General features: G+C 60.2%; 23 protein-coding genes. 13 read left to right on the top strand and 10 right to left on the bottom strand.

From position 1 onward, the window contains the following. Window positions 1-126: 126 nt before the first annotated feature. From JFN90_RS04655 to wecB, 5 genes are all read left to right on the top strand, one after another. Window positions 127-777 (top strand): hypothetical protein, encoded by a 651-nt coding sequence (locus tag JFN90_RS04655; protein ID WP_199393949.1) that lies wholly within the window; start codon window positions 127-129, stop codon window positions 775-777. Continuing rightward, window positions 774-1274 (top strand): cupin domain-containing protein, encoded by a 501-nt coding sequence (locus JFN90_RS04660; protein ID WP_236018874.1) that lies wholly within the window; start codon window positions 774-776, stop codon window positions 1272-1274. The genes JFN90_RS04655 and JFN90_RS04660 overlap by 4 nt, the downstream gene beginning before the upstream one ends. 147 nt (window positions 1275-1421) lie before the next feature. Next, window positions 1422-1889, top strand: a complete 468-nt coding sequence (locus tag JFN90_RS04665) for a hypothetical protein (protein WP_199393950.1) — start codon at window positions 1422-1424, stop codon at window positions 1887-1889. A 100-nt stretch (window positions 1890-1989) separates the two neighbouring features. Continuing rightward, window positions 1990-2202: a hypothetical protein gene (locus JFN90_RS04670; protein WP_199393951.1), complete on the top strand. Its 213-nt coding sequence runs from the start codon at window positions 1990-1992 to the stop codon at window positions 2200-2202. A 169-nt stretch (window positions 2203-2371) separates the two neighbouring features. Then, window positions 2372-3541 carry a non-hydrolyzing UDP-N-acetylglucosamine 2-epimerase gene (gene wecB, locus JFN90_RS04675; protein WP_199393952.1) on the top strand — a complete coding sequence of 390 codons (1170 nt, stop codon included), beginning with the start codon at window positions 2372-2374 and terminating at the stop codon, window positions 3539-3541. A 32-nt stretch (window positions 3542-3573) separates the two neighbouring features. On the opposite strand, the gene JFN90_RS04680 is transcribed toward wecB, so the two are convergent. Both JFN90_RS04680 and JFN90_RS04685 read right to left on the bottom strand, forming a co-directional pair. Beyond that, entirely contained in the window at window positions 3574-4602 is a 1029-nt protein-coding gene (locus tag JFN90_RS04680) for a DUF354 domain-containing protein (protein WP_199393953.1), read from the bottom strand. Between the two features lie 34 nt (window positions 4603-4636). Next, complete coding sequence (locus tag JFN90_RS04685) at window positions 4637-5635, bottom strand: radical SAM protein (RefSeq protein ID WP_199393954.1); 999 nt, start codon at window positions 5633-5635, stop codon at window positions 4637-4639. Window positions 5636-5847: 212 nt separating this feature from the next. On the opposite strand from JFN90_RS04685, the gene JFN90_RS04690 reads away from it, so the two are divergent. Together JFN90_RS04690 and JFN90_RS04695 are read left to right on the top strand one after the other, a co-directional pair. Then, window positions 5848-6600 (top strand): DUF2459 domain-containing protein, encoded by a 753-nt coding sequence (locus tag JFN90_RS04690; protein WP_199393955.1) that lies wholly within the window; start codon window positions 5848-5850, stop codon window positions 6598-6600. A 102-nt stretch (window positions 6601-6702) separates the two neighbouring features. Next, window positions 6703-6894, top strand: coding sequence for a sugar phosphate isomerase/epimerase (locus JFN90_RS04695; protein ID WP_236018875.1), 192 nt, complete (start codon window positions 6703-6705; stop codon window positions 6892-6894). Between the two features lie 2 nt (window positions 6895-6896). Here the strand turns inward: JFN90_RS04695 and JFN90_RS04700 are convergent, their stop codons facing one another. After that, window positions 6897-7517 (bottom strand): class I SAM-dependent methyltransferase, encoded by a 621-nt coding sequence (locus JFN90_RS04700; RefSeq protein WP_199393956.1) that lies wholly within the window; start codon window positions 7515-7517, stop codon window positions 6897-6899. Between the two features lie 212 nt (window positions 7518-7729). Here JFN90_RS04700 and JFN90_RS04705 point away from each other — a divergent pair, with 212 nt between their 5' ends. Further along, complete coding sequence (locus tag JFN90_RS04705) at window positions 7730-10753, top strand: response regulator (protein ID WP_199393957.1); 3024 nt, start codon at window positions 7730-7732, stop codon at window positions 10751-10753. Window positions 10754-10805: 52 nt separating this feature from the next. Here the strand turns inward: JFN90_RS04705 and JFN90_RS04710 are convergent, their stop codons facing one another. Further along, on the bottom strand, window positions 10806-11906 hold the full coding sequence (locus JFN90_RS04710; RefSeq protein WP_199393958.1) for an HD domain-containing phosphohydrolase: 1101 nt from the start codon (window positions 11904-11906) through the stop codon (window positions 10806-10808). A 416-nt stretch (window positions 11907-12322) separates the two neighbouring features. Between JFN90_RS04710 and JFN90_RS04715 the strand changes: the two genes are divergently transcribed. Further along, window positions 12323-12529 carry a hypothetical protein gene (locus JFN90_RS04715; RefSeq protein WP_199393959.1) on the top strand — a complete coding sequence of 69 codons (207 nt, stop codon included), beginning with the start codon at window positions 12323-12325 and terminating at the stop codon, window positions 12527-12529. A gap of 76 nt (window positions 12530-12605) precedes the next feature. Here the strand turns inward: JFN90_RS04715 and JFN90_RS04720 are convergent, their stop codons facing one another. From JFN90_RS04720 to JFN90_RS04740, 5 genes are all read right to left on the bottom strand, one after another. Beyond that, the gene (locus JFN90_RS04720; protein WP_199393960.1) at window positions 12606-13526 is read right to left on the bottom strand and encodes an AEC family transporter; all 921 of its coding nucleotides are present in this window, start codon (window positions 13524-13526) and stop codon (window positions 12606-12608) included. An 81-nt stretch (window positions 13527-13607) separates the two neighbouring features. Further along, window positions 13608-14498, bottom strand: coding sequence for a LysR family transcriptional regulator (locus JFN90_RS04725; RefSeq protein ID WP_199393961.1), 891 nt, complete (start codon window positions 14496-14498; stop codon window positions 13608-13610). A gap of 15 nt (window positions 14499-14513) precedes the next feature. Further along, window positions 14514-14885: an HVO_A0114 family putative DNA-binding protein gene (locus JFN90_RS04730; RefSeq protein WP_199393962.1), complete on the bottom strand. Its 372-nt coding sequence runs from the start codon at window positions 14883-14885 to the stop codon at window positions 14514-14516. Further along, window positions 14882-15172, bottom strand: a complete 291-nt coding sequence (locus tag JFN90_RS04735; protein ID WP_199393963.1) for a toxin-antitoxin system TumE family protein — start codon at window positions 15170-15172, stop codon at window positions 14882-14884. Before JFN90_RS04735 ends, JFN90_RS04730 begins: the two co-directional genes overlap by 4 nt. A 48-nt stretch (window positions 15173-15220) precedes the next feature. Continuing rightward, complete coding sequence (locus JFN90_RS04740; protein WP_199393964.1) at window positions 15221-16387, bottom strand: PQQ-dependent sugar dehydrogenase; 1167 nt, start codon at window positions 16385-16387, stop codon at window positions 15221-15223. A 362-nt stretch (window positions 16388-16749) separates the two neighbouring features. Here JFN90_RS04740 and JFN90_RS04745 point away from each other — a divergent pair, with 362 nt between their 5' ends. The 3 genes from JFN90_RS04745 to JFN90_RS04755 all read left to right on the top strand — a co-directional run bounded on the left by JFN90_RS04745 (window position 16750) and on the right by JFN90_RS04755 (window position 18472). Then, a complete protein-coding gene (locus tag JFN90_RS04745) occupies window positions 16750-17772 on the top strand; it encodes a hypothetical protein (RefSeq protein ID WP_199393965.1) in 1023 nt (340 codons plus the stop codon). 62 nt (window positions 17773-17834) lie between these two features. After that, entirely contained in the window at window positions 17835-18254 is a 420-nt protein-coding gene (locus JFN90_RS04750; protein ID WP_199393966.1) for a low affinity iron permease family protein, read from the top strand. A 56-nt stretch (window positions 18255-18310) separates the two neighbouring features. Then, entirely contained in the window at window positions 18311-18472 is a 162-nt protein-coding gene (locus JFN90_RS04755; RefSeq protein WP_199393967.1) for a hypothetical protein, read from the top strand. Between the two features lie 34 nt (window positions 18473-18506). On the opposite strand, the gene JFN90_RS04760 is transcribed toward JFN90_RS04755, so the two are convergent. Next, window positions 18507-22157, bottom strand: a complete 3651-nt coding sequence (locus JFN90_RS04760; RefSeq protein ID WP_199393968.1) for a DUF748 domain-containing protein — start codon at window positions 22155-22157, stop codon at window positions 18507-18509. 286 nt (window positions 22158-22443) lie between these two features. On the opposite strand from JFN90_RS04760, the gene JFN90_RS04765 reads away from it, so the two are divergent. After that, window positions 22444-25182: a PAS domain S-box protein gene (locus JFN90_RS04765; protein ID WP_199393969.1), complete on the top strand. Its 2739-nt coding sequence runs from the start codon at window positions 22444-22446 to the stop codon at window positions 25180-25182. The last annotated feature ends 31 nt before the right edge of the window (window positions 25183-25213 follow it).

The following is a 25213-nucleotide window of genomic DNA, read 5'->3' on the forward strand; positions in this document are numbered from 1 at the left end:
ATAAAAGCTTCTCGCAAAGGCCAGCATACACTAACAGGAAAGTGTATGCCCAAAAGGGGGGCCTGTAACAGTATCCAAAACGGGTGGAGACGGACTGCGCGAGTCAGTAGGAGCGAGGAGGAGTCTGTGGAAGCAAGGTCGCTCCGCCGCTCACCCGCAACCCGTTGGTCGAGAAATAAAAAGAGAAATGAATCTATGAAAAATTACATGCCCGCACTTATCGCATCTATAATTACAGGTATTTTGCTACTTAGTTTCTTTAACAAGCAGCAAACTACTGACGATCTACAAATAACCAGAACTGTAACTTCACAACCTGAAAAGCCTGCATTATCCTTGCAATTGGGAGCTGAACCGCTTGGAAGTGGCGTGTATGTTTCTGATTCTTTATCAACAATCCAAGTCAACAATGGCACTCAAACGGATGTATTGGTTAAGCTAATTAACACTGATAACAGCCAGAGTGTACTGATTCGTAACTTCTATATTCCTAGAGGCAGCACCTACAAAGCGAAACAGTTACCAGAGGGATCTTACAAGGTTGTTTATGCTTACGGGATTGACTGGAATACAGATAATAAACGCTTTAACAGAAAATCGTCTTTTTCAATAGCGGACAAACTACTTGAAGTCAGAAAGACCATCACAGAGGTCGATGGGGCAAACGGGAAACAAATAAATACTAACTATGGTGGTCATACTATAGAACTTAAGCCGACCATTGACGGTAATTTTCCTGCGCATCCGATAAACGAGAACACATTCAATGAAACATGATTAGTTTTGAGTTGAAGGTCGAAGCGGCAACTCTCCGTATCCCATTTGTGTTGGAAAAAATCGCGTTATGTCCCTACCAGACAGTTGGACGCCGCCCGCCCGAAAAAACTGGACTGGCGGGTCAACTGTCAAGCCGTTATGCGTCACAAGAGGAAGGGATTAATATGGAAAGTATCTTTCCTGAACCAATAATGACATTACCTGAAGCTGATATCCCGCTGAACGGAGTAAAAGCTTTTTTATCTCAGGCAGAACATCATCAGGTCATATTTATGGAGTTCGAAGAAGACATTGATCTGCCGGAACACTCGCATTGTGCCCAGGTAGGTATTGTAATAAGAGGTCGAATTGATATGTTATTTTCAGATGAATTAAGAACGTATAAACAAGGAGATGTTTACTACATCCCAGCAGGAGTAAAACATTCGGGCAAAATATATGCTGGTTATGCTGACATTACCTTTTTCGACGAACCAAATAGATATAAGCAAAAATAGGATCAAACAGGAAATAACTCGGAAGAAGAGGGGGGCGGTTCGACATTTGGACATTTGTGTAGCCAAAGGTACCAACAAGGCAGTTGAAGCGGGGCGAGAACCGTCCAGTGAACTCCCACCCGTTATGCGAACTGAAAGGAGTGTCGAATGAAGGGGAAAATATTTCTCACATTATTACTTGCCTTTGCCACGCTTGCTCAAGTGACTACTGCAGCAGAGCTAAAGGAAGATGTTCGCATTACGAAAGCAAAGAGGTTATTCGAAAGGTACGTTAGTCTTGAGCATGCATTTGAACCAGCAGCTGCAGATCTGTATTCGGACGAGGCAGTCATACGAAACAAAAGAACATATCCTACGGGGCAAATTCGTGAATTGACCATGCCCGCTCCAACATACAAGGAGCTCCTGCGTAAGTCGATGCCCCTTGCCAAACTGAGAGGCGATACCAGTACCTATGCCGATGTTTCATATTCTTTCGATGGTGACGGAGTACGTATCAAGGCTGATCGCTACTCCAACTTAAAGAAGTACCATAGCCCACTGTCGGTTTTGGTGAAGCCGTCTAGCACGGGCGAATGGCTCGTCTATGAAGAGCTCAGCGAATCTCAGCCATGACTGCATAACCACGTCTTGGACCTGCCCAAAAGTCCTAGATCAGACGGGCACGGAACTGTAAGGTTGAGCGTTGGGCTGTGGCTGGTAAAGGAGGCAGGCTATGGATTCACCTTTCTTCGCACTTTTCATCTGGTCCGCCATCGGAGCGATCTATGGCGTTTTCTTCTGGTCCCTTTATCTGGCGATAAAAATGAAAATTGAAACTGGAAGCAAAGTCCTTTTGTGTGTCGGTCTTTCTTGCTTTCAGCCCGTTGCATCTCTGGTATTTATCGTCTGGTACTTCCACAAGCACAAAACCTTGCGACCCGCGTAACCTGGAGACGACGAACATGATCGCGTAGTTCCCTCGAGGAGGCGTGCGGTTGTTAAAAGGAGCCTTTGGGTTATATTAAGATCTTGCGCGCCTGCACGGGCCTGGAAGATCTTAAGATTCCTCTCGCTTTACCCCCTTTCTCTTACCCGTAGCCGCATCGGGGCGGGTCATGGTCAAAATCCTCTCCGTCTTCGGCACCAGGCCGGAGGCGATAAAAATGGCGCCGGTGATCATGGAACTGGAAAGAAATCCCGGCGACTTCCAGAGCCTTGTCTGCGTCACCGGGCAACATCGGCAGATGCTGGCGCAAGTGCTTGATCTTTTCGACATCAGACCGGACTTCAACCTCGACGTGATGAGTTCTGGGCAGGACCTTTTCGATGTGAGCGGGAAGGTTTTGCAGGGGCTCAAGACCGTACTGGCTCAAGTGCAACCTGACATCGTGCTGGTGCACGGCGACACGGCAACGACCATGGCCGCTGCCATAGCGTGTTGTTTCAGCCGGATCGGCATCGGCCACGTGGAGGCGGGACTGCGCACGTATCAAAAGTACCAGCCGTTCCCTGAAGAAATATGCCGGCGGGTGACCGGGGCCGTTGCCGACCTGCATTTCGCGCCCACATCGGTAGCAAGGGCGAACCTGCTGGGCGAGGGGATCGACGGAGGGACCATCTTCGTGACGGGCAACACCATCGTCGACGCCCTTCAGTCGATTACCAAGAGGATTGCCGGCGACCGTGCCTTGCAGGAGCAGTTGGAGGAGCAGTTCTCATTCCTGGACCCAACCAGGAAATTGATCATCGCTACCTGCCATCGTCGGGAAAACTTCGGCGAGGGGATCGAAAATATCTGCCGAGCCCTGGCGGAGATAGCCACCTCTGATGCCGATGTTGAGATACTTTACCCGGTGCACCCGAACCCGAACGTTCGGGAACCCGTGCACCGCCTTCTCGGAGGCGGCTCGTATCCCAACATCCACCTCGTAGCACCGGTCGAGTACCTTCCCTTTGTCTACCTGATAAATCGCTCCCGCCTCATCATCACGGACTCGGGCGGGTTGCAGGAAGAGGCTCCCTCGCTCGGCAAGCATGTGCTGGTTATTCGCGATGTGACCGAACGCCCGGAAGCGGTTGTGGCCGGGAATGTGCGCATGGTGGGTACCGACTGCGGGAAAGTTGTTGCTGCGGGACGTGATCTGCTTCGGAATTCATCCAGTCAGGGTGATTCCGGTTGCTGCCGCGACCTTTATGGCGACGGGAAGGCTGCATGCCGGATTGCCGCTGTCCTGCGCAGGCATGGCAATGGCTTGAGCCGTGCCAATCGAGAATCCGCGGGATGACAGGGGGATGTTCGAGGATACCCTGCCGCCCATCATGGACGGTCCGCGCAGATGATCTCGGTGAACCGCTGCACCAACTCGGGGTTACCGTGCACCGGGCCTCGGTGCTTACACTTTTCCACGTTGATCTTGCCGAAGTCCCCGGATGAGCCGATATATTTGAGCAGTCCTGCCTCTATCAGAGCCTTGTCGACCCCAGCCATCTGCCCTTGGAAAGTAGTGTATGCCGGAACGCCCAGGGCGACGGCCTCGCGGTTCATGGATCCCCCGGCACTTATGACCAGGTCGGAATGATAGACCAGTTGATGACCATCCATGAAGAAGGGTGGGGTGACCAGGTTGTCGAGGCGGAGAGCCTTGGCTTTCTCCCGCTGGGAAGCGTCCCTGGGTAGGTAAAGGATTTTCACCTTCGGTTGGTCGGCCAGGAAAGAGACCAGGTCGTAAAAAAGCTCGTTGTTGAACCGGTGGTAGCAGCTGCTGTCAGGAGGAGGGCGAACGGTCGCCAGGACCTGTGAACTGCGGATGCCGAGCCGTTCGAGCTGTTGGCGGGTTTCTTCATGGGGGGTGAACGTAGTTACCGCAATGTCCTCTTTCAACCCATCGAAACGGTGCAGTACTTCTCCCTGTCCCGCCTGTTTTGACAGCATGGCGGCGTCGTAGCCGGCAGGGATGACAACGTCATCCGCCAGACAGAAGGCGAGGTAGGTCAAAGGGTGGTACTCGTAGTCCATGAAAGTCACGAAACGGATTCCGAGCAGTTTGGCCACCAGACCCTGGGAGTACGAGTTGAAGCTGACCGCGACGTCGGGACGGAATTTCCTGGCAAAGCGCGCCAGTTGCAAAGCCCTCAGCCAGGTACACTTCATCTTGTCCAGCAGCCGTTCATCTCCGTTACGCCCCACTACTTCGAATTGGAACTGGCAGTGTCGGGCGATTTGTACGGTCTCGTTGTACTCCCGCGACGTGATGAGCGTCTCGTGACCGATACTGTGTAACCTTCTGATGATCGGCCGGAAGAAGTAAGGGTCGGGCGCAGCGCTTAGATCTATCCAGATCTTCAATGTGCGGCTCCTTTGACACGAGAACTTGGTGCAGCTATCTCAAAAACCACGGTGCCCGGTTGGCGGAGGGACACCTCCTGCACAGGGAGGTATCGAAAACAGTATCGGACCCTGCAAAGTACGCACGCGCCTGCCTCATGCGCGGTGAGTTCCAAAGTGCCGCGAAATCTTCCCGCAAGACGTTTCCCACCGCCGCCATCCCGTTGTCTTCCCCGAAATCGCAGGGAAACAGCCGGCCGTCACTGCTGATATGGGCGATGCTCCAGAGGTCCAGGCACCCGCAGGTCAAGTGCTCCCCCTCGGTCAGGGTCATGCCCCGGTGGGCCAGGTACTCTTCCATCCCGTAGATGGAGGACGGCAGCGCCCGGAAGGTGTCGGCTCCCACGCGCCGGGCGTAGCTTTTCACGTCTCCCATTTCGTGTGCATTGAAGCCGAAGTCGATGAACTGGACCTCGACGCTGGTCTTGCTGCCGGTCCGCTTTCTCACCCGCAAGAGCCGCTCCAGGTTTTCTTTGAGCGTTGCCACGCTTCCGCCGATCCGGTAACGCCCGTAGATCGGCTGGGTGAAGCCGTCCATCGATACCGTCATGCGGTCCAGCCCGGAAGTCATGAGGTCCAGCAGGTAGTCATCGGAGAGAGTCATGGCGAGATTGGTGCTGATGCTGGTCGAGATGTTGCGGCTGTGCGTACACCTGATGATTTCCGGCAGCTGTGGATGCAGCAGCGGCTCCCCTTCGTCGTAGAGAACGACCAACAACAGGTGAGGCGCTAGTTGATCCAGTATTTCCTGGTACTGGGAGAGCGTCATCATTTCGGTGCCGGTCGTAGCGGTGTTGCTTGCGATCCTCTGGCAGGCGGTGCAGTTCAGGTTGCAAAGCGGATAGGTATTGATGCGTGCGACGACAGGAGATGAGTTTACGAGTGCCTTGCGTGCCTTCAGCTCCTGGCACAGCAGGAGGCAGTTATAAAGCCTGCGCCAGGTCATCCTCTTGATGATGGATTTGTGGCGCATGTATTTGAAAAGGTATCTCACGTGGCTTTGGCCTCTTCCAGTGGGCTCTGCATGTGACGGGTATTAGTGATTATTAATGACTACGCCATGCTAGCACCTGAGGTCCGGCTGTCAATGCGGCCACGCCGGACAGTGAAGCCCGCAGTGCCCGCGTTGACGGCTTCAGGGGGCTTGGTAAGATCTCCGCGTGACGCAAAGGGTGGCTTCTGACACTGCGGCGTCGGGAGGTCTACATGGAAAGACAAGCGGCGGTTGCTGCGCTTCTGGAGAGACTTTGGGGCACACTGGCGCGACCAGGGCTGGTTGTACTGCTGGTCGCGCTTTTCTGGGGGGTGAGCGGGTGCGCGGCCGGAAAGAAATGGCAGTACCTGCCGGCAACCAGGGGCGAAGAGCGCTCCATCTATGTGATCGCCCACGGCTGGCACGCCGGCATCGCGCTCTCGAGCGACGACCTCGGCAGCGAACTGGGCTTTCTCAAGGGGTACCTGCGTCCCGGCCGCTACTACGAGTTCGGCTGGGGGGAGGCGGAGTTCTACCAGGCCGACAAGATCACGGTGCCGATCTTTCTGAAGGCGGTGTTTTGGAGCAACCCGAGCGTCATGCATGTCTTCTCCATGCCGGCCGCGCCGGCCGTGCAGTTCCCCGGTGCCGAAATGGTGGAGCTCAAGTTGTCACAGACGGGATTGAAACACCTGAAGGACCAGCTGCGCGCCAGCTTTAAGCTGGACGCGGCACAGCGTCCGTACCCGTTGAAGGGGGGAGCGCACGGCGAATACCGGTTCTTCAAGGGGGAGGGGCACTATCTCATCACCCATACCTGCAACACCTGGACTGCCAAGGTGTTGGCAAGCGGCGGCGTGCCCATGGACACCCGCTTCACCCTGCGGTCGGCGGGGGTGATGCGGCAGGCGAAAAAGGCCGCGAAGGAGTACCTGAGGCTGCGGCCCACTGGCGCGGAAAGGGGGGGGCAAGCCCCGGTGATGTAAGATGGGATCCGATACGGGCGAAAGGGACGCTTCTTATCGCTGCGCAGGTGCATTGACGCCCGAAGGATGGTATAAATCCCTGGTCGATTACAAAGCGCCAATGTGATCGGGGGGGACGCCGACCTCCACCTCCCCCTCGGCGCCGGGACCATCGATGTCGCCAAGCATCTCGCCACCTTGAAGCGGGCGGGATATGACGGCACCATCACCCTCGAGGTCTTCACGCCGGACCCCGCCTTCCTGGAGTACAGCGCCGGCAGGCTGCGCGCCATGTGGGGCGAGGCCCGCCCCTGACCTCACCCCTTTTCCGCGCAGCCGCGATAGGTGTACCCGGCGAGCCTGGGCACCCCCTCCGCGTACCCCGCGTCGAGCGCGACCACCCTGAACCCCGAGTCGGCGATCAGCGCCGGGATGGGGCGGTCCAGGCGGCATCCCCCGGCGAGATGCTGCCACCACGGGGTGATCCGCCGCTGCCATTTGAGCACCCCCTCGTCGGGCGCGGCCCCGTGCTCGCAGAACAACAACCTCCCTTGCGGCGCGAGCACGCGCCGCATCTCCGCCAGGGCTCCCCTCCAGTCGGTTATGCTGCACAAGGTGAAGGTGGACAGCACCGTGTCGACGCTGCCGTCCGCCAGCGGGATCGCCGCGGCCGGCAGGTCGAGCCAGCGCACCGGCAACCCGCTGCGCCGCACGTTTTTCTCCGCCGCCCTGCGCATCCCCGGCGACGGCTCCAACCCCCAGATGCAGCTCACCTTCTCCCTGTCGTAAAAGGGAAGGTTCAGCGCCGTCCCCATCCCCACCTCCAGCACACGCCCATGCGCCAGCGGGACGATGAGTTCCCGTTGCCGGGCCAGCGCCTTCAGTCCGCAGACGCAGCCGGTGAGATGAGGCAGACAAAACTCACTGTAGAGGCTCATGACAGTACCTCGTGCCAGCGAACATAGCAGTAGCATGCGGCATTGCAAGAAGGACGACAGTCTGGAGCTGTGTGAGTCCGAGGAAGGAATGACATCTGGCACACTCTCTTTCGCAATGTCACATTTGGGATTGATATTATTTCTGTTAGGATAGATAAATCCTTTGCAGGTGTTTTGTCAATGCCCGTACTCATTGAGCCAAGAGAGGTCTGATGTTCCGCCCGTCCTCACTGTCGATCCGTTTTTTGCTGCTGCTCATCGTGTTCGTGGTCGCCCTGCCCGCGGCCGGGGTGATTTTTTATTCCGGCCTCGAGTTTCGCAATACCATGCTCGACCAGGCCCGCCAGGAAACCCTGCAGCTGAGCGAACGGATCGCGACCGAGCAGCGCAACCTGATGATGGCGGCCGAGCAGTTGATGACCTCGCTGGCGCAGCTTCCCGAGGTGAAGCACCGTGACCGGTCGAGGGTGGAGCCTATCCTGAGGGACCTGCTCAGGCTGAACCCGATGTACGCCAATATCACCATCGCCGACTCGAGGGGGATGATGTGGGCGAGCGCCGCCCCCATGAGCTCGCCGATCGACGTCAGCACGCGGCGCTTCTTCAAGAGCGCCGTGGCCAGCGGCAGGCTCTCCTCTGGGGAGTACATCGTGAGCCGGATCGTCACCAAGCCCATATTCAACCTGGGATACCCGCTCAAGGACCAGGGGGGGCGGGTCGTGGGGGTGATCGGGGTCAGCATCAACATCGACGGCTACCGGCAACTGCCGAAGCAGATGAATCTCCCCCAGGGGGCGAGCTTCGTGATCCTGGATCATAAGGGGATCATCCTGGCCCGGGGGGTGGACCCCGAGCGCTACGTCGGCAAGCCGTACCCGGCGGCGGCCTTCGCCAACATCCAGCGAGGACCGGAAACCGGTACCGAGATGCGGCCGGGGCTGCAAGGGGACAGCAGGATCATCTCTTACCGGCGGCTGCGGCTGCCGGGTGAGGCCACCCCCTACTTGTACGTCACCGCCGGCATCCCGGTCGACGTGGCTACCCGGGAAGCCAGCCGCGCCCTGACCCGGAGCATGTTGTTGCTTTCCTCGGTCCTCTTTCTCGCCTGTGGCTGCGCCATTTTGATCGGGAAGCGCTGCATCGGAGATCGCATCCGCGTGCTGGAGGGCGCCTCGGAAAGACTCGCGGGGGGGGATGCCCAGGTCAAGGTTGCCGCGCTGGTGGTGGGAGGCGAACTGGGAAGCCTGGCGCGCACCTTCGACGCCATGGCCGAGCAGTTGCACGCCAGGGAAGAAGCACTGGCCCGGAGCGAGGCGTTTTTGAACACCGTCATCCAGACCGAACCCGAGTGCGTGAAAATGCTCGATCGCGAGGGGCGCCTGCAGATGATGAACAGCGCCGGTCTCGCCATGATCGAGGCGGATTCCCTGGCCCAGGTGCAGGGGGAGTGCATCTATCCCCTGGTCGCCCCCGAGTACCGGGAGGCCTTCGTCGAGTTGACCGAGAACGTCTTCCGCGGCATTGCCGGGAACCTGGTGTTCGAGACCACCGGGCTCAAAGGGAGGCGGGTCTGGCTGGACACCCATGCCGTCCCCTTCCGCAACGATCACGGCGACATCGTCTCCCTGCTGGGGATAACCAGGGACATCACCGAGCACAGAAAGAGCGAGGAGGAGCGGCAGGAGAACCTGCTGCTGTTCGAGTCGCTGATGCGCTACTCCCCCATGGGGATCCGCATCTTCGACGGAACAACGGGGCAGTGCATCCTGCTGAACCAGGCGACGGGGGAGATCGCGGGCGGGCCGGTGGAGGTGATGCAGGAGCAGAACTTCCGCCACCTGCGTTCGTGGCGGGAAAGCGGCCTGCTGGCGGTTGCCGAACAGGTGCTGGAAGATGGCGTGGCCCGGGTGCGCGACGTGGACCTGCATACCAGCTTCGGCAAAGACGTGGCCATGTCCTACAGCCTGTCCCGACTGCTGATGAAGGACAAGAAGCACCTCCTGGTGGTGGGGCGGGACATCACCGATGAAAGGCGCCTGGGCGAGGAGAAAAAGCAGATGGAAGCCCAGATCCTCCATGTCCAGAAGCTGGAGAGCCTGGGAGTCCTGGCCGGCGGCATCGCCCACGACTTCAACAACATCCTCATGGCGATCATGGGCAACGCCGAGCTGGCGCTGCTTCGGCTGCCGCAGGAATCCCCGGTGCGCACCAACCTGCAGAACATAGAGAAGTCGTCGCAACGAGCGGCGGACCTGGCTCAGCAGATGCTCGCCTACTCCGGGAAGGGAAGCTTCGTCATCGAGGTCCTGGATGTGAACGCGGTCATCAGGGAGATGAGCCACATGCTGGAGGTCTCCATTTCCAAGAAGGCCGAGATGCGCCTGGAGCTAGACCACGACCTCCCTCCGCTCGAGGTGGACGCGACGCAGATCCGCCAGGTCATCATGAACCTCGTCATCAATGCCTCGGAGGCGATCGGCGACCACACCGGCGTGATCTCGGTCAGGACCGGCACCCGCAGGCTGGACGAAGCGGAGCTGTCCCGGTTGTGGCTTACCGACCGGCTCCAGGCAGGCCCCTACGTCTACTTGGAGGTGGCCGACGACGGCTGCGGCATGGACCAGGAGACCCTGGGCAAAATCTTCGACCCCTTTTTCACCACCAAGTTCACCGGGCGGGGGCTGGGGATGGCCGCCGTCCTCGGTATCGTCCGGGGGCACCGGGGGACCATCGAGGTGCTCAGTGAACCTGGGCGCGGCTCCCTGTTTCGGGTGTACCTCCCCGCGTACCAGGGCGAGCTGCGGCAGCCCGCGCGCCCGGGCCACGGTGGCATTGCGGCTTGCGGATCCGGCACCGTGCTGCTGGTCGACGACGAGGAGGCGATCCGCAGCCTCGGCCGGGAGATGCTGGAGAGCCTTGGCTACAGCGTGCTCACCGCGGAGGACGGCTCGGTCGCCGTGGACATGTTCCAGCAGCATCGGGACGAGGTGGACTGCGTGATCCTCGACCTCACCATGCCACACATGGACGGGGAGCAGGCCCTGCAGCAGCTGCGGTCGCTGGACCCCCAGGTGCAGGTGATCCTTTCCAGTGGCTTCAGCGAGCAGGAGATCACCGAGAGGTTCATCGGCAGGGGGCTGGCGGGGTTCATCCAGAAGCCGTATCGCCTCGCGGACCTGGGCCAGAAGCTGCAGCGCGTCCGCACCAGGGAGCGGCGGCAGCCGTCGCGGGGATGACCGGCAACTGGGCTGCGAAGCGGGGGGGGACGGCGGGCGGGTGCGCCGGAGGCTAACGGATCATCTCGGTGATGCTGGTGATGGGGAGGGCGTCGGTGTGGATGCTCTGCTGGAGGGTGTGGAACTCCTCCAAGTGTGCGAAGAACAGCCCGAACATCTGCGGGTCGAAGGCCTTGCCGCTTTCCTCGCTCATGATCTGTGTGGTTTCCTCTATGCTGAAGGCCCGCTTGTAGACCCTCTCGGTCAGCAGGGCATCGAAGACGTCCACGATGGATACCACCCGCGCGAAGATGTGTATCTCGTCCCCCTTGAGCCCGTACGGATACCCCGTCCCATCCCATTTCTCGTGGTGTTGCAGCGCGATCACCCTTCCCGCCTCGATCACCGGGTAGTCCCTGGCCCCGGACATGATCTTCCCGCCGATCACGGTATGCTCCTTCATGGTCGCGAACTCCTCCGGCGCGAGCTTACCCGGCTTGAGCAGTATCGAGTCGGGAATGCCGATCTTGCCCACGTCGTGCAATAGCGAGGCGAAGTAAAGAATATCGCACTGCTCGCCGGGGATGCCGGCCAGCTGGCCCAGCCGCTTGGAAAGCTGGCTGATGCACTTCAGGTGCGATCCCGTCTCCTGGTCCCTGAACTCCGCCGCCCGTCCCAGGCGCAACGAGATCTCGTACTCCGTCTGCAGGGCTTTGGCCAGCGCCTGCTGCAGGGCGGCGGTTCTTTTGGCCACTTCCACTTCCAGGACCGCGTTGGTGTCCTTGGCGAAATCGGCAAGCCTCTTATTGCGGATCTGGTTCATGACCCGGTGGCGCAACTCGCTCAGGTTGAAGGGCTTGCTGAGGAAGTCGTTGGCGCCCAACTCCAGCACGTTTGCCACCTCGGTGCTGTCCGCTGTGACCACGACCACAGGTATGTCGTGCCAATGCACGTCCTGTTTGACCCGCCGCAGGACCTGATAACCGTCCATTATCGGCATGTTCAGGTCCATGATGATCAGGTCCACCTGCGGGTGGGCCGAGATGGCTTCCAGCAGTTCCTGCCCGTTACCGGTTTTGATCAGGGTGCATTCGAATTGCTGCAGCATCTTCTCGAGCATGTCGAGGTTGAGGGGGTCGTCATCGGCCAGGATCACCTTCACGTCATCGAACATCATCTTCTCCCTGAGACTGTCAGGATGCTTTGGGTGAGATAATGAAGCAAGTTTTCTCACTCATGCACTGTATCGGACGTTTTTCATTCAACCTTAAATAGAGTCTTGCCGAGTAGTGACAACACAGCTACCGGTGCTTCGTGGCGCGCTTGCGATGGTGACGGCAGCGGGGTGGGCAGAAACGGCCCCCTTAACTCGAGGACCATCTGGATGTTGCCTCATCGCCGGCCATATTGTGTTTGCCATATAAACTGTTTTTGTATATAAAACATTACTCACAATACTGGCAGACGCGACTTCAATATGTATCAAAGTTCATCAAGTAGTGTCGCGGGACTGTATTAATTTTGAAATGTGAACAATGCTTTTGAGAAGCATCATTAAATGAGCAGGTGATGAGGAGGGAGTTACCAGACGTGAAAGGTGACGACCTGAAACAGATCGACATCCCGATCTTCGCCACCGACCTGATGAAGCTCAACAAGCTCGGCTTCGAGGGGGAATCGCTGCGCATCGAGAGGAGCGTACTCTCCGTCATGTCCGATGAGCAGAAGACCCTGCTCAAAAAGGAGATAGACAAGCTCTTGAAAACGGACCTGGCCAAGGCGCCGGTGGCCGGCTAGCAGGGTAGCGCCCGGACGGGCGAAGGATGGAAAACGGGCGACCCGATATGGGCGCCCGTTTTTTTTTACCCGGGATTCAGAGGAGCACCCACATCGTGACCGGGAGCGTTACGAAGGAGAGGCAGGTCTGCGCGGTGATGATGGAGGCCATGCTGTCGTGGTCGCCTCCCATCTGCCGGGAGAGGATGTACGAGGCCGGCGAAGTGGGGACGCTGAAAAGGAGCAGCACGGCACCCGCCGCCGCGCCGGTCAGGCCGGTGGCCGCGGTGAGCCACCAGGCGAGCACCGGCTTGCAGAGAAACTGGATGCTGCAGCTCACCAGTAGCGGTTGCCAGTGCCGGGCCAGGTTGCCGGCCCGATACGCCGCCCCCACCGCCATGAGCCCCACGGGGAAGGCCGCTTTCCCGGCCAGGGCAAGGGTGCCGTCCACCGCGGCGGGGAGTTGCCACCCCGACGCGCTGACGCCTATGCCCAGCAGGCAGCCGATGATCAGCGGGTTGCGCACGAGGTCGACGCCCAGGCGCTTGAGATCAAGCCCCGCGCCGTTGCCGACGGTCAACGAGAAGGCGGAGACGCAGAGCACGTTGATGAGCACGATCATGAAGCCCGCGCCCAGGGCTGCCAGGAAGAGGCCGTCCCTGCCGAAGAGGCTTTCGGCCAGCGCCAGCGCCACGAAGGTGTTGAAGCGGACGCCGCCTTGAAACAGCGAGGTGAAGACGCCGCCCCCCATGCGCCGGTTGGCGGCTCCCCAAAGAATCACCAGGAGCGCGCTGGCGGCGACGACACCTTCGACGGTGAGGAGGATGCCGAACCAGGGGAGCGAGCCGATCTTTTTGCCTGCCAGGCTGTGGATGAGTGCGGCGGGCATCAGCAGGAAATAGGTGAGTCTCTCGGCGCAGGGCCAGAAGGAAGGGGAAAGGAATTCGCTGCGCCTGATCAGGAAGCCGACCAGTATCAGCGACAGTACGGGGGTGAGGGCGTTAACGATGGGGATCAAGCTGCTCTCCTTCTACCAGTTGGTGGAACGAGGGTAGCACGTGGTCACATGAGGAAAAAGTTCATAATACTTGGGCGTCGCTCAAGTGTTTTTTAAGTATCCGCACTCCCGGCACAACCCGTCCAGCACCAGTTGGGTCAGCGCGAGGCGCGGGTGGTGGCGTTTCTGGTACATGCCGACCCGTCGGGTCAACTGTGGTGAACCGAACGGCGTCAGCGTGAAATGAGCTTGCGCCTCTTCGAGCCGGCGCCGGTTCAACGGCACTACCGCTATCCCCAGTCCCTCTTGCACAAGCGTGGTCGCCGCCTCCAGGGAATCTACCTCCATCACCTCGCGCGGGCGAATCCCCTGGGCCAGCAACTGTGCATCCGTCAGCGCGCCCGCCCACGCGGTCTTGTCGAAGCGCACGAAGGGATAGGCCGCGAAGAGTTCAGCGGCGGTGGCGGCCACGCTCCCTTTGGGGGCGACCACGAAGCAGGGCTCCGCGTCGTAGGGCTGCCACTGGTACTGCACCGGGACGGCGAACGGGGGCTCGGTAGTCAGGGCGGCATCGAGGTCCCCCTGCTCCACTTGCCGAACCAGCTCCGCCGAGAGGCCGGAGACGAGCCGCACCTGCATCTCCTGGTGGTCCTGACGCAGACGGCCCAGGACCGGGGGGAGCGCGCCGGTGATCACCGTGGGGACGGCGCCCAGGGTCAACACGCCCCTGATGGCCCCTGAGGGCGACAGTTCCGTCCTGATGCCGTCATAGAGGTCGAGGATCTCGCGGGCGCGCTCCACGACCAGTTTGCCGTTCAGGTTCAGCTTGGTGCCCCTGCCGGTGCGCTCGAAAAGGGGCACGCCCAGTTCTGCTTCCAGGTTTTTCATCTGCAGGCTGATGGCGGATTGGGTCAGGCAGAGTTGTTCCGCCGCCGCGGCAAAACTGCCCTTGCTGGCGACGGCGGTGAGGATGCGCAGGCTGCGTAGGGACATCAGGGGACTCCGAAGTTATGCCGCGATTGATCTTGAGAGGGACACGTGTATCTCGACGTCATCCCACGGAACATAAACCTTGTCGTTGGCGTCCTTGGCAATCAAGCCCAGCCCGAGTAAACCGACCACAGAGCTATGTACGTTGCTGTAGTTTCGCCGCAATGTCTTGGCAAGGCGGTAGACCGATTGGGGGCCAGTCCGCTTCAAAGTGTCCAGAAGTTCAAGCCTCTTTGGGGTAATTTCAGTGAAGAGCTGCGATGCCGTTGCAAAATTAAGTTGGTAATCTGCATCGGGCAGACGTTCTCCGTTATCGAGGCGTGCTGCAATGTCCAACAGCTCGTTGTGTGTATCTTTGAAATTGGCTATGCCTATTATTGCCTTAGTCATAGAAGATCTCCTGCTAGCCGTTCGATATCGTAGTAAAAATCCCGAATGAGGTGCTGGACCGAAGAGAAGCAGTAATCCTTCTCATGTCTCCCGTAGTGCACGTGGTCGCCTTTGCCAGTCTCGTTGTCGTAACGGACGATGCATCTGCCACTGTGGCCGCAGTATAGACGGTACTTCAAGCCATGTGGGCGCTCGGTTGTCGGTTGTGGAAGCTGCCAGATCACCGCCTCCACGATGAGGCCTGAACTGTAGACCTCTTTTTTGGCGTAGGCCAGCGTAGCACTCATAGGCATTCTATATGGTGTATTGTTGATGCGCAATATATTCGTGCGCAGTCATGGTAAGGAAATCCGGTAGATGGTGCCGCTGCCGTAATCGGCGAGGTAGAGCTCGCCGTCCTCGTCCTCGCCGAAGGTAGAGATGGCGTAGGGTGAGTCGAGGAGCAGCCTGGTTTGCCACTTGCCGTCTACCCTGCGCAGCCCCCAGATGCGGCCGCTGCAGAAGTCGCCGTACAGGTAGGTGCCGCGCAGCTGTTCGATCCTGCCGCGGTAGACATACCCCCCGGTGACGGAGCAATCGCCCCGGTCGTGGCGGTAGACGGCGACGGGGAGGGTGAGGCCGGACTTCTTGCAGTCTGGTTTCTTGAAGCAGCGGTCCCCTTCCATGATGTTCCAACCGTAGTTCGCTCCGGCCCCGGAACCGGCGGGCTGGTAGTCGATCTCTTCCACCTCGTCCTGGCCGACGTCGGCGATGTAGAGGTCGCCGGTGGCGCGGTCGAAGGAGAAGCGCCAGGGATTGCGCAGGCCGTAAGCCCAGATCTCGTTGCCGAAGGGATTCTTCGGCAGCCGATAGGGAGCCGCCTCCGACCTGACGTCGATGCGCAGGATCTTGCCGAGCAGGGTGTCGAGCCGCTGCCCGTTGCCGTGCGGGTCGCCGCCGCTGCCGCCGTCTCCCATGCCGATGTAGAGGAGCCCGTCCGGCCCGAAGGCGAGCTGGCCGCCGTTGTGGTTGGTGTAGGGCTGGACGATGGTGAGCAACTGTTTCCGGGTGGCCGGGTCGGCGAGGTCGGGCTTGTCGCCGACCTTGAAGCTGGCGATGACCGTGTTGCCGATGCCGGTCCTGTTGGTGTAGTCGACGTAGAAGGTTCTGCTGGAGGCGAAGTCGGGGGGGAAGGCGAGACCGAGGAGCCCCCGCTCCCCCCCGGACTTCACCAGGGAAGTGATGTCGAGAAAGGGGGCCGGGTCGAGGGTGTCGCTGCGGATGATCCTGATTTTGCCTTTTTGCTCCAGCACGAAGAGCAGCTTGCTGCCGTCCCTGGCGTTGACGATGGCGGTGGGCTGCTTGAGCCCCTTCACTACCGGTATCAGCGTGAGCTTTGCGGGGAACCCGGCGTCGGCGGGCGCAGCGGCATGAACGTTCGCAGCGCCGCCAGCGAACCAGACGGAAACGGCAATGGCACAGAGTGCGGCAAAGGATTTAAGGCATGCTCTCTTGCAGCTCATAGACACCTCCGGTTCAGATTCTCAACGTGCGGCGGATGAACGCGGCAAGTATATCCGGCACAGGGGTGATGTCCACGTGCGTGACCTGCCTGCACGGTTGTGGGATTCGGGCAAGGCAAATCCCCCCTGTCGCCCCTGTCCCCCCTGTCGCAAAGGGGGGGGCAGGGGGGCACGTGCGGCGCTTGGTCGGGAACATGCTCAGTCTCCGGGCATGCTTCGGGGAACCTTCGCAAAAGGAGAAGAGTGAAGATCGGGCGCGAGGTTCACATATTTACATTGATAGTAATTAACGCTGCGTGCTATGCTGCGCCTGCCGAAGGCTGGCGAGCTCATCGCACCTGCATGTGATGATAGGGGGAATTATGAAAAGGTGGATGCTCAACATTGTCATGGCGACCATGCTCACGCTCGCCTTGTCTCCACCCGTAGCTGCGACTAGCGCGTGGTGGCTGGAGCCGGGGATCCTGGTTGAGGCGGACGAGGCGGTGACTCCTGTCGGGACCAACGGCCAACAGCAGTTGACCGTCACCACCGCCAACAACTCGCTCACCACCGCCCGGGCTTTGCAGGTCGGGGGCGCGCCCGTAGATGGCGTGATCGTGACCGGCATGAAAAGCTGGTACGTCGTGGCGGCCGCGGACGGCCCCGGTTACATCCGCATCGGATCGACCGGGCCGCTTCTGATAGAGGATGCTGTCGAGGTTCCGGGGAAGGAATCCGCCGCTCAAGGTCCCTGGTCCCGCAAAAGTGTCTCGCCGCAAAACGGCGCGAAGCTCATCGAGGCCTCCATGATTTCCATAACAGATCTGGCCAGGATCCGGAAGGCTCAGCGCGGGTTGATCCGGATCAGTACCGAGAGCACCACGCCGGTCGCCTACCGGATTTCCTTCGTGTCCGAGCTCCCCGAGAGCCGCATCGGATCCGCTTACGGGCCCGGCAGCGCCGCCAACCAGTACATCCTGGCACTTGCCAACGGCGGGCCTTTGATCGATCTGTATCGCACCACCCGGATCCGCTATACCAAGGAGCGAGCCTTGGCACTTCGGGAACAGTTGTTCGGCAGGGGCGGATCCCAGTTTTTCCGGGTGCACCAAAAGGACCCTTCCCTCGACCTCAACGTCAGTGACGGGCTCCCCATCCAGCACATCATCCTTTCCGATGACCAGTCCAGGCACTGGGCTTTCCAGATCACGTGCCAGCAGCGCGACGGTCTTTGGATGGTAGTCGACGCCCGGAAGGATCCGGAGCTGAGCGATGCCGACGTGGCCGCGATCGTCCGTCGCGACCAGGAGGCGAGCGGCAACTTCAGGACCGGCGAGGCATCCAGGGGGGGCGGCGCTCCCGCCGCCAAGGCACTTTCCGCCGGGAAGGGAACAACCAGATAACGGCCGGCCGCCGGGACAGGCCTTTTACGGCCGCCTCGGCAAAGGAATGAACAGGAGGAGTCATGGAACAGCAGATGTCACGTTTCAGCCGCTTCGCTACCTGGGCCTCACACAGTTCCGGGCACCCATCCTCCTTCATATTCGCCCTGATCATCATTGTGGTCTGGGCGGTGACCGGGCCGTTGTTCAAGTTCAGCGACACCTGGCAGCTGGTGATCAACACCGGCACCACCATCATTACCTTCTTGATGGTGTTCGTGATCCAGAACACCCAGAACCGCGACTCCGCGGCCACGCAGCTCAAGCTGGACGAGATCATCCGGTCCCTGGAGGGGGCGAACAACGCGCTCCTCAACATGGAGGAACTGGACGAGAAGGATCTTGAGTCGATCCGGGAGAGCTACCTGAAGCTGGCTGAGGACGCGCGCAACAACCTGCGCAAGGGGAGAAGGCAAAGGCATACCAGCGCGCCGTCGGTGTAAGGATAGGCGGTCACCGGCGGTGGATGGATCAACTACAGGTTTTGAGGGAGGGAGTTATGTCGACACCACTAATTGCACTGGCGGCGATCCTAGCGTTCTTTGCCGTCATCATCATTCCGTTCATGTTCATGAAGAGCGACCAGCCGCCAAGCGCCGAGCCGCAGCACGATCACGTGGATCAGGCCCGGAAGGCCAGGAAGAAGAAAAAGAAACGGTAGCAGGCCGGGGGCGCGCAATAACTTGTCCCCGGCGCTATCGCGCGATGGCGTTGAATTCGACGCGGCTGCGGGCCACAGTATCTTTCTCGGGGAGCTTGTAGATATTGTCGCTCGCCTGGAACAGTTTTTCCGGCGGCAGCCCTCCCTTGGCAACCAGGTAGGCGATCACGGTGGCGCTGCGTTCCCGCGCCAGCGACTGCAACTCGTTCTCCCCGACCACCGTGTTGGCCACGATCAGCTTCTTCATCTCGTTGTCAGGCAGGTCCTTCACCATCCCCAAAGCGTTGCGCGGCTTGGGGAACTTCTCCTTCTTGTAGACCGCCTTCAGGTACCTGGAATATTCCTCGGGCGAGAGCTGAACGTTCTCGCTGCTGTCGCCTTCCTTGGTCTGCTGCTCCTTGACCAGGTAGAGGAACTTCTCGTTCTTCACCTTGCGGGTCAAAAGTTCCTGCCGATACCCCTCCGGGTCCTTCCCCTTGTCGACGAATCCCTTGATTTCCAGTTTGAGCCCCGGCCGGTCGGCCACGACTTTGGCCAGTTGGGTCAGTTTCTTTCCCTCGTCTGCCGGCAGTTCGCTGGAGCCGGGTTGGAAGGCGATGACGCTGAAATCCTGGCCGCTGCCGCCTAGCGAGGAGAGCAGGGCGAAGGGGGAGGTGGCGGCTTTCACCAGCAGGTTTTTCAGTACCTGCCCGATCAGCCCCCAGATGCTGAACTGTGGGTCATCGGTGCGACCGGTCACCGGGAGGTCGAGATGGATCTCGCCGTTGCGGTCCTTGAGAAGGGCGACGGCAAGGCGGACCGGGAGACTGGTTGCCTGGCTGCTCTCCACTTTTTTGCCGAAGGTGAACTGGTCGATGAAAACCTTGTTCTCGGAGGTGAGCTGCTTCTTCTCGATGAGGTACTTGAGATCGAGGAACAGCTTCCCCTTGTCGATGGCGTAGCCGAGGTAGGTGCCGGAATACGGGGTCACCGGGGAAAGTTCGATGTCGCGGAAGGAGACCTTGAGGTCCACGAACAGGTCATCCCGCAGTGGGTTGAGCCTGCCGGTGATCTGCATTGGCGAGTGGTTCTCCAGGTTGCCGCGCAGGTCGACGTCGGCGAACTTCGATTCCTCGGAGGTGAGCCCGCTGACCCGGCCCCCCAGATTGTAGAAGGTGCTGTTGAAGGTCTGGGGCAGGTGGTTGTCGGTGAAGGCCATGGTCCCGTTCTGGATGGTGACACTGCCGACCGAGACCTGGCGTTGTGCTGTGGGCGACGGCGCTGCGGTAACCGTGGCAACAGCAGCACCAGTCGTGGCGGCTGCCGGCACTGGTGCCGCCCCTGCAGGCGCGGCAGCTGGTGCCGTTGGCTCCTTCTTCACCAGGTCCTGGAGGTTGAGGGTTCCGTCCTTCCTGATGATGATGCGGGAGTAGACGTCGTTGAGCGCGACCTCGCGGATGGTCAGCGCGAACGGGTCGAAGTTGCCCTGGAACTCGTCGAACTGTAGGCTCTCCCATTTCAGGAGGTCCTGGTCCCCGACGGCGTCGACACTGTGGAAGTCGCGCACCCCTGCGTTGCCGTGGAAGCTCCCCTTGGCCTTGCCGTCCTTCAGGGCGAGGTCGAGGTTCACTGTCGTGTCCAGCGAGCCTCCTATCACCGAGAAGTTGAAGGTGTCGGGGAAGTAGGGCTCGAAGTCGGAGATGGGGAGCCGGGAGATGGCGACGCTCCCCCGGTAGCGGAAGGGGGCGGGGGTGACGGTGCCGTTCAGTTTCAGGGCTGCCCCTTTGCCGTAGGTCGCTGAGAAGCGTAGCGGCGCCGGCGCGAACTTCGGGCCCTGCAGGTTGGCAAGGGTCAGGTTCGTGTTGCGCAGGGTGAAACGCGGCGGCTCTTCGAAGGTCTTGTCGGTGAAGGCGAAATTCAGCTTTTCCAGTTGCAGCTGCTTCAGGTGATAGGAAATACCTTTTTGCGGTGAAGCTGCCACCCCCCTACGCGGTGAGACTGCTTCGGGGGGCAGGCTCCCCCTACGCGGTGAGGCTGCCGTGGAGGGCAGGCTTCCCTTACGCGGTGAGGCCGCTTCGGGGGCGGCGAACAGGGACAGGAGCGACAACTTGCCATCGGCTTCCTTTGACAGCGACAGGGAACCTTGCGACAGGCGGACGTCGCCGATGTCGAGGCGGTTGTCGCTTTGGCGGAAGCCGGCGTCTTTGACCTGGAGCGAGGCGAGGTCGAAGCCTTCTTTCTGACCGTAGCGGGCGGCGAGACCCGTGACGGAGAGGTTACCTTTCTGAACCGTCACCCCGGCGGGCTCGCTGTAACTGACCTCACCGGCCAGGGCCACGGTGCCTTGCACCGGCGCGGTCAGGTACGGGGTCAGGTACGGCCAGGCGCGCTGGAGCTTCAACCCGACGAGCTGGATGGTGGAGGCGACGGTCAGCGGCGCTGCGGAGAATTTCCCTTCCGTTGTTAGCGTCACCTCGTGGTCCGGCTTGAGGGAGAGCTGGTAGCCCGCAGACGTCCCCGGCGCGGTGCTGAAATTTCGTACCGTCGCTTCTATGTCGGCAACGGTGGTCTGGAAGCCTCCCTTGGGCAGGTCGTCCCGGAAGTGCACCGTCCCCCCCTTGCAGGCGAAGTAGGGGAGCACTATGGTGGTCTTGTGCGGGGGCTCCGCCGGCTTGGTGGGCTCCTCCTGTTTCTTTTGCTGACCAACCAACTGGGAGTACATCCACTCTCCACGCTGGTTGCGCTCGAAGAAAAGCTCGAGACCGTCGGTGGTGATGGAGTGGAACTGGAAGTTCCCGGCCAGCGCCTCCAGTTGTGCCGCTTTCACCTCCAGCGACCGGAGGCGGAGCAGCGGCTTGCCGCCAGGGAGATCTATCGCGACTGCATCGAGCCTGGTCAGTCCTTTCAGGGTCAGCTCCGGCTTTTTATCGGCAGAGATGCGATACCCCAGGTCAAGGTCGACGTCCAACTTACCCGACGTGAGGTCGGCGGGCGGCTTGACCGGGTAGTAGGCGACGTATTGGGGCAGGCTCAACTGTTTCAGCCCGATGTGAACCGAGGTTTCCAGCGACTTGCTGAGCGGCTTCAGCTTCCCCGTGAAGCTCAAGGGGGCGCCGTCGACCACCGCAGAGAGACGCGGGTCGATGTAGTTGTCCGCCAGGTAGGGGCTGTTGCTGATGAACGGCAGTGCGATGTCGAGGCTGCGGATGCTGTGTTTCCTACCCCCGCCGACGATGCGGTCGTCGAAATCGATCGACCCGTTCTTCAAGCGGATGTTGTTGACGGAAAAGCGCAGCGGGGCCTTCTTCTCGGTCTCCTTTTCCTTGGGTTGCCGCTCGATGATGTCGCTGAAGTTGAAGCGGTTGGGGGCGGTGCGAACCAGGTTGACGGTCGGGGTGTCGAGGGTGACCTCCGAGAGGATCAACGCCCTCTTGAAGACGGATGCCGGTGCGACCGACGCCTCCAGGGCGCGGAAGGCGATCAGGGTCGGACCCGTCTTCTCGGCCACCGCGAAGTCCGTGACGGCGACGTGCAGGGTGAGCGGATTGATGCTGACCGAACCGATGCGCGTGGTGCGTCCAGTGGCATCCTCGATCGCCGCTATAGCCTTATTTTTTACGATGATAGGCAGTATCGCGGCTGTAAAAAGAATGAGAGCGGCAAATACTGCGATTGAAACCAGGAGATATTTGTTGAGCTTTGGCACGGGAAACCTCGATTAGCTGGCTTGTCGTTCCACCTACTATAACTTAGCACGTTTGTGACAAAGCGCACGCGGCCCCACGCACTGTACTGCCATACCGTGAGGATGCGCACAGTGCGAAGCAGGCATCAATAAAAGGAAGATCCAGAACTTTATTTTTAAAAAGCAACCTGATTAAAACAAAACAACTGGCAATCTATATCTACTGGGCTAGAATCTTATCCCAACTGTCTCAACAGGAAAGAAGATATAATTAAAAGCTTGTGAGAAGTTCTGCTTAGAGGTTGATATGCCTTGGATAATCGTTGCCGCGATAGCGACTGCCAGTTCGGTGACGATACTGGCCCTTGTTAATGTCTACCTCTACTCCCGCTACAAAGAACCGTTCATGAAATTGTGGGCGGTGGCATGGGGCATCCTCATCTGCAGGTACATCTTTCTCATCCTCTCGGTACTATGGCCTGCTTGCCTGGTCTGCAAGCAAATCAACTACCTTTGTATCATCGCCAGCGCTGTCATCCTCCTGGCCGGCACCAGGAATTTCATTGGCCGACCCGTCGCGCACGGGTTCACCATCACCGGCACGGCCATAGCCCTGTGGACCGTCGGCGTCCTGTGGTCGGGGCTGCCGGTCATGTACGCCATCGTCCCCATCTTCGCCTTCCTCGCCTTTACCTATATCCGCATCGGCATCGAGGTGCTGAAGCAGGCCCAACCGGGTGAAATCGCCAGCCGCGTGGTGGGCTGGCTCTTCATCACCTGGGGGATCCACCAGGCCGACTACCCGCTGCTGCGCCCCGTTGAGTGGTTCGCGCCATGGGGCTTTCTCTTTGGCAGCATCGTTGCCACCAGCATCGCCATCGGCATGATCCTCATCTACTTCGAGAGAACGCACCGGGGGCTGCAGGAAAAAGAAACCCGTCACCTGAACCTGATCGAGTCGTCGCACAACTGGATCTGGGAGGTCGATGCCAATGCCCGTTACACCTTCGCCAGCCCCCAGGTAAAGGAGTTGCTCGGCTATGCACCGGAGGAGGTGATCGGGAAGACTCCTTTCGACCTGATGCCGGACGGGGAGGCCGCCCGCATCGGGACCATCTTCGCCGGGATCAGCTCCAGGCGAGAGCCCTTTCACCGCCTCGAGAACGCCAACCGGCACAAGGACGGCCGCCTGGTGGTGCTGGAGACCAGCGGTGTCCCGTACTTCGACGGGCAAGGGAACTTCCTTGGGTATCGCGGCATGGACCAGGACATTACCGAACACAAGCAGGCGGAGACGCGCCGGGAGGTGAGCAGGGAGGTGCTGCAGGTCCTGAACGAACCGGGAGAACTCAAGGAGTCGGTGCAACGCATCATAGAATTACTCAAGGTGAAGCTGGATTTTGCCGCGGTGGGGATTCGCCTGCAGGAGGGGGAGGACTACCCGTACTGGTCCCAGTCCGGATTCCCGCAGGCGATGCTCGAGCAGGAAAATGCACTGGTGGAGCGTTCCGCGGATGGCGGTGTCTGCAGGGACCAGGACGGCAAGGTCCGGCTGGAATGCACCTGCGGCCTGGTCATCTCCGGTCGGGTGCCGCAGGGGCACCCCAACGTCACCCCGGGGGGAAGCTTCTGGACCAACGACTCCTTTCAGCTGCTGGATCTCCCCCGCGACCAGGACCCGCGCCACAATCCCCGCAACGTATGCATGCACCGCAAATACGCCTCCATCGCGCTGGTCCCGATCCGCTACAAGGACAAGATCGTGGGGCTGATCCAGTGCAATGATCATCGCAAGGAACGCTTCACCGCGGAGTCGCTGCAGCACCTGGAGGGTATCGCGGCCTATGTCGGCGCGGCGCTGATGCGCAAGTGGTCCGAGGATGAGCGGGTCACCCTGGAGAACCAGCTGCAACAGGCCCAGCGGATGGAATCGATAGGGCGGTTGGCGGGGGGCGTGGCACATGACTTCAACAACATGCTGGGGGTCATCATCGGCCATGCCGGCCTGGCGCTGATGGACATCCCCCCCGCGGACCCGATCCAGGTCCATCTGCAGGAGATCAGCAAGGCGGCGGAGCGGTCGGCCGATCTCACTCGCCAGTTGCTGGCCTTTGCCCGCAAGCAGGCCATCAAGCCCCAGGTACTGGACCTGAACGAGACTATCAGCGGCATGTTGAAGATGTTGCAGCGGTTGATCGGGGAGGAGATCCACCTCTGCTGGCAGCCGGGGAGCAGGATCTGGCCGGTAAAGATGGACCGGTCCCAGATCGACCAGATCATGGCCAACCTCTGCGTCAATGCCCGCGATGCCATCTTAAGCGTCGGCACCATCACCATCAAGACCGGAACTGTCAGCATCGACGAGGCCTACCGGCTGCACCATCACGAGGCGGTGCAGGGGGAGTACGTCTGGATCTCGGTCAGCGACGACGGCGATGGGATGGACGGGGAAACGCTGGGGCACATCTTCGAACCCTTTTTCACCACCAAGGGGGTGGGAGCCGGGACCGGGCTGGGCCTGGCCACCATCTACGGCATCGTCACCCAGAACCACGGCTTCATCGATGCCGCCAGCGAGCCGGGACAGGGGGCGACCTTCACCATCCATATCCCGAGGTACCTGGGTGCCGACGGCGCCGGGGAGCTGCAGGGACAGGCACCGGAGCCGCCGCGTGGCCGGGAAACCATCCTGCTGGTGGAGGATGAGCCGGCCATACTGCAGATGACGACCATGCTCCTAAAGAGCCTGGGGTACCTGGTCCTGACGGCCGGGTCCCCGAGCGAGGCGATCCGTAGTGCGGAGCAGCGGCCGGGTGGCATCGATCTGCTGATGACGGACGTGGTCATGCCCGAGATGAACGGCCGGGAGTTGGCCGGTGTGCTCGCCTCGGGGCAGCCGCGCCTGAAGTGCCTGTTCATGTCCGGGTATACCGCCGACATCATCGCCCACCACGGGGTCATCGACGACGGGTTGTATTTCATCCAGAAGCCTTTTTCTCTCCCGGTCTTGGCAGTAAAGCTGCGCGAGGTGCTGGAGCAGGTTTAACGGGTAGGCGGGGTCCCCGCATCTGCGGTTG

Origin of the sequence: Geomonas propionica (assembly GCF_016458235.1) — a bacterium.
Classification (GTDB): domain Bacteria; phylum Desulfobacterota; class Desulfuromonadia; order Geobacterales; family Geobacteraceae; genus Geomonas; species Geomonas propionica.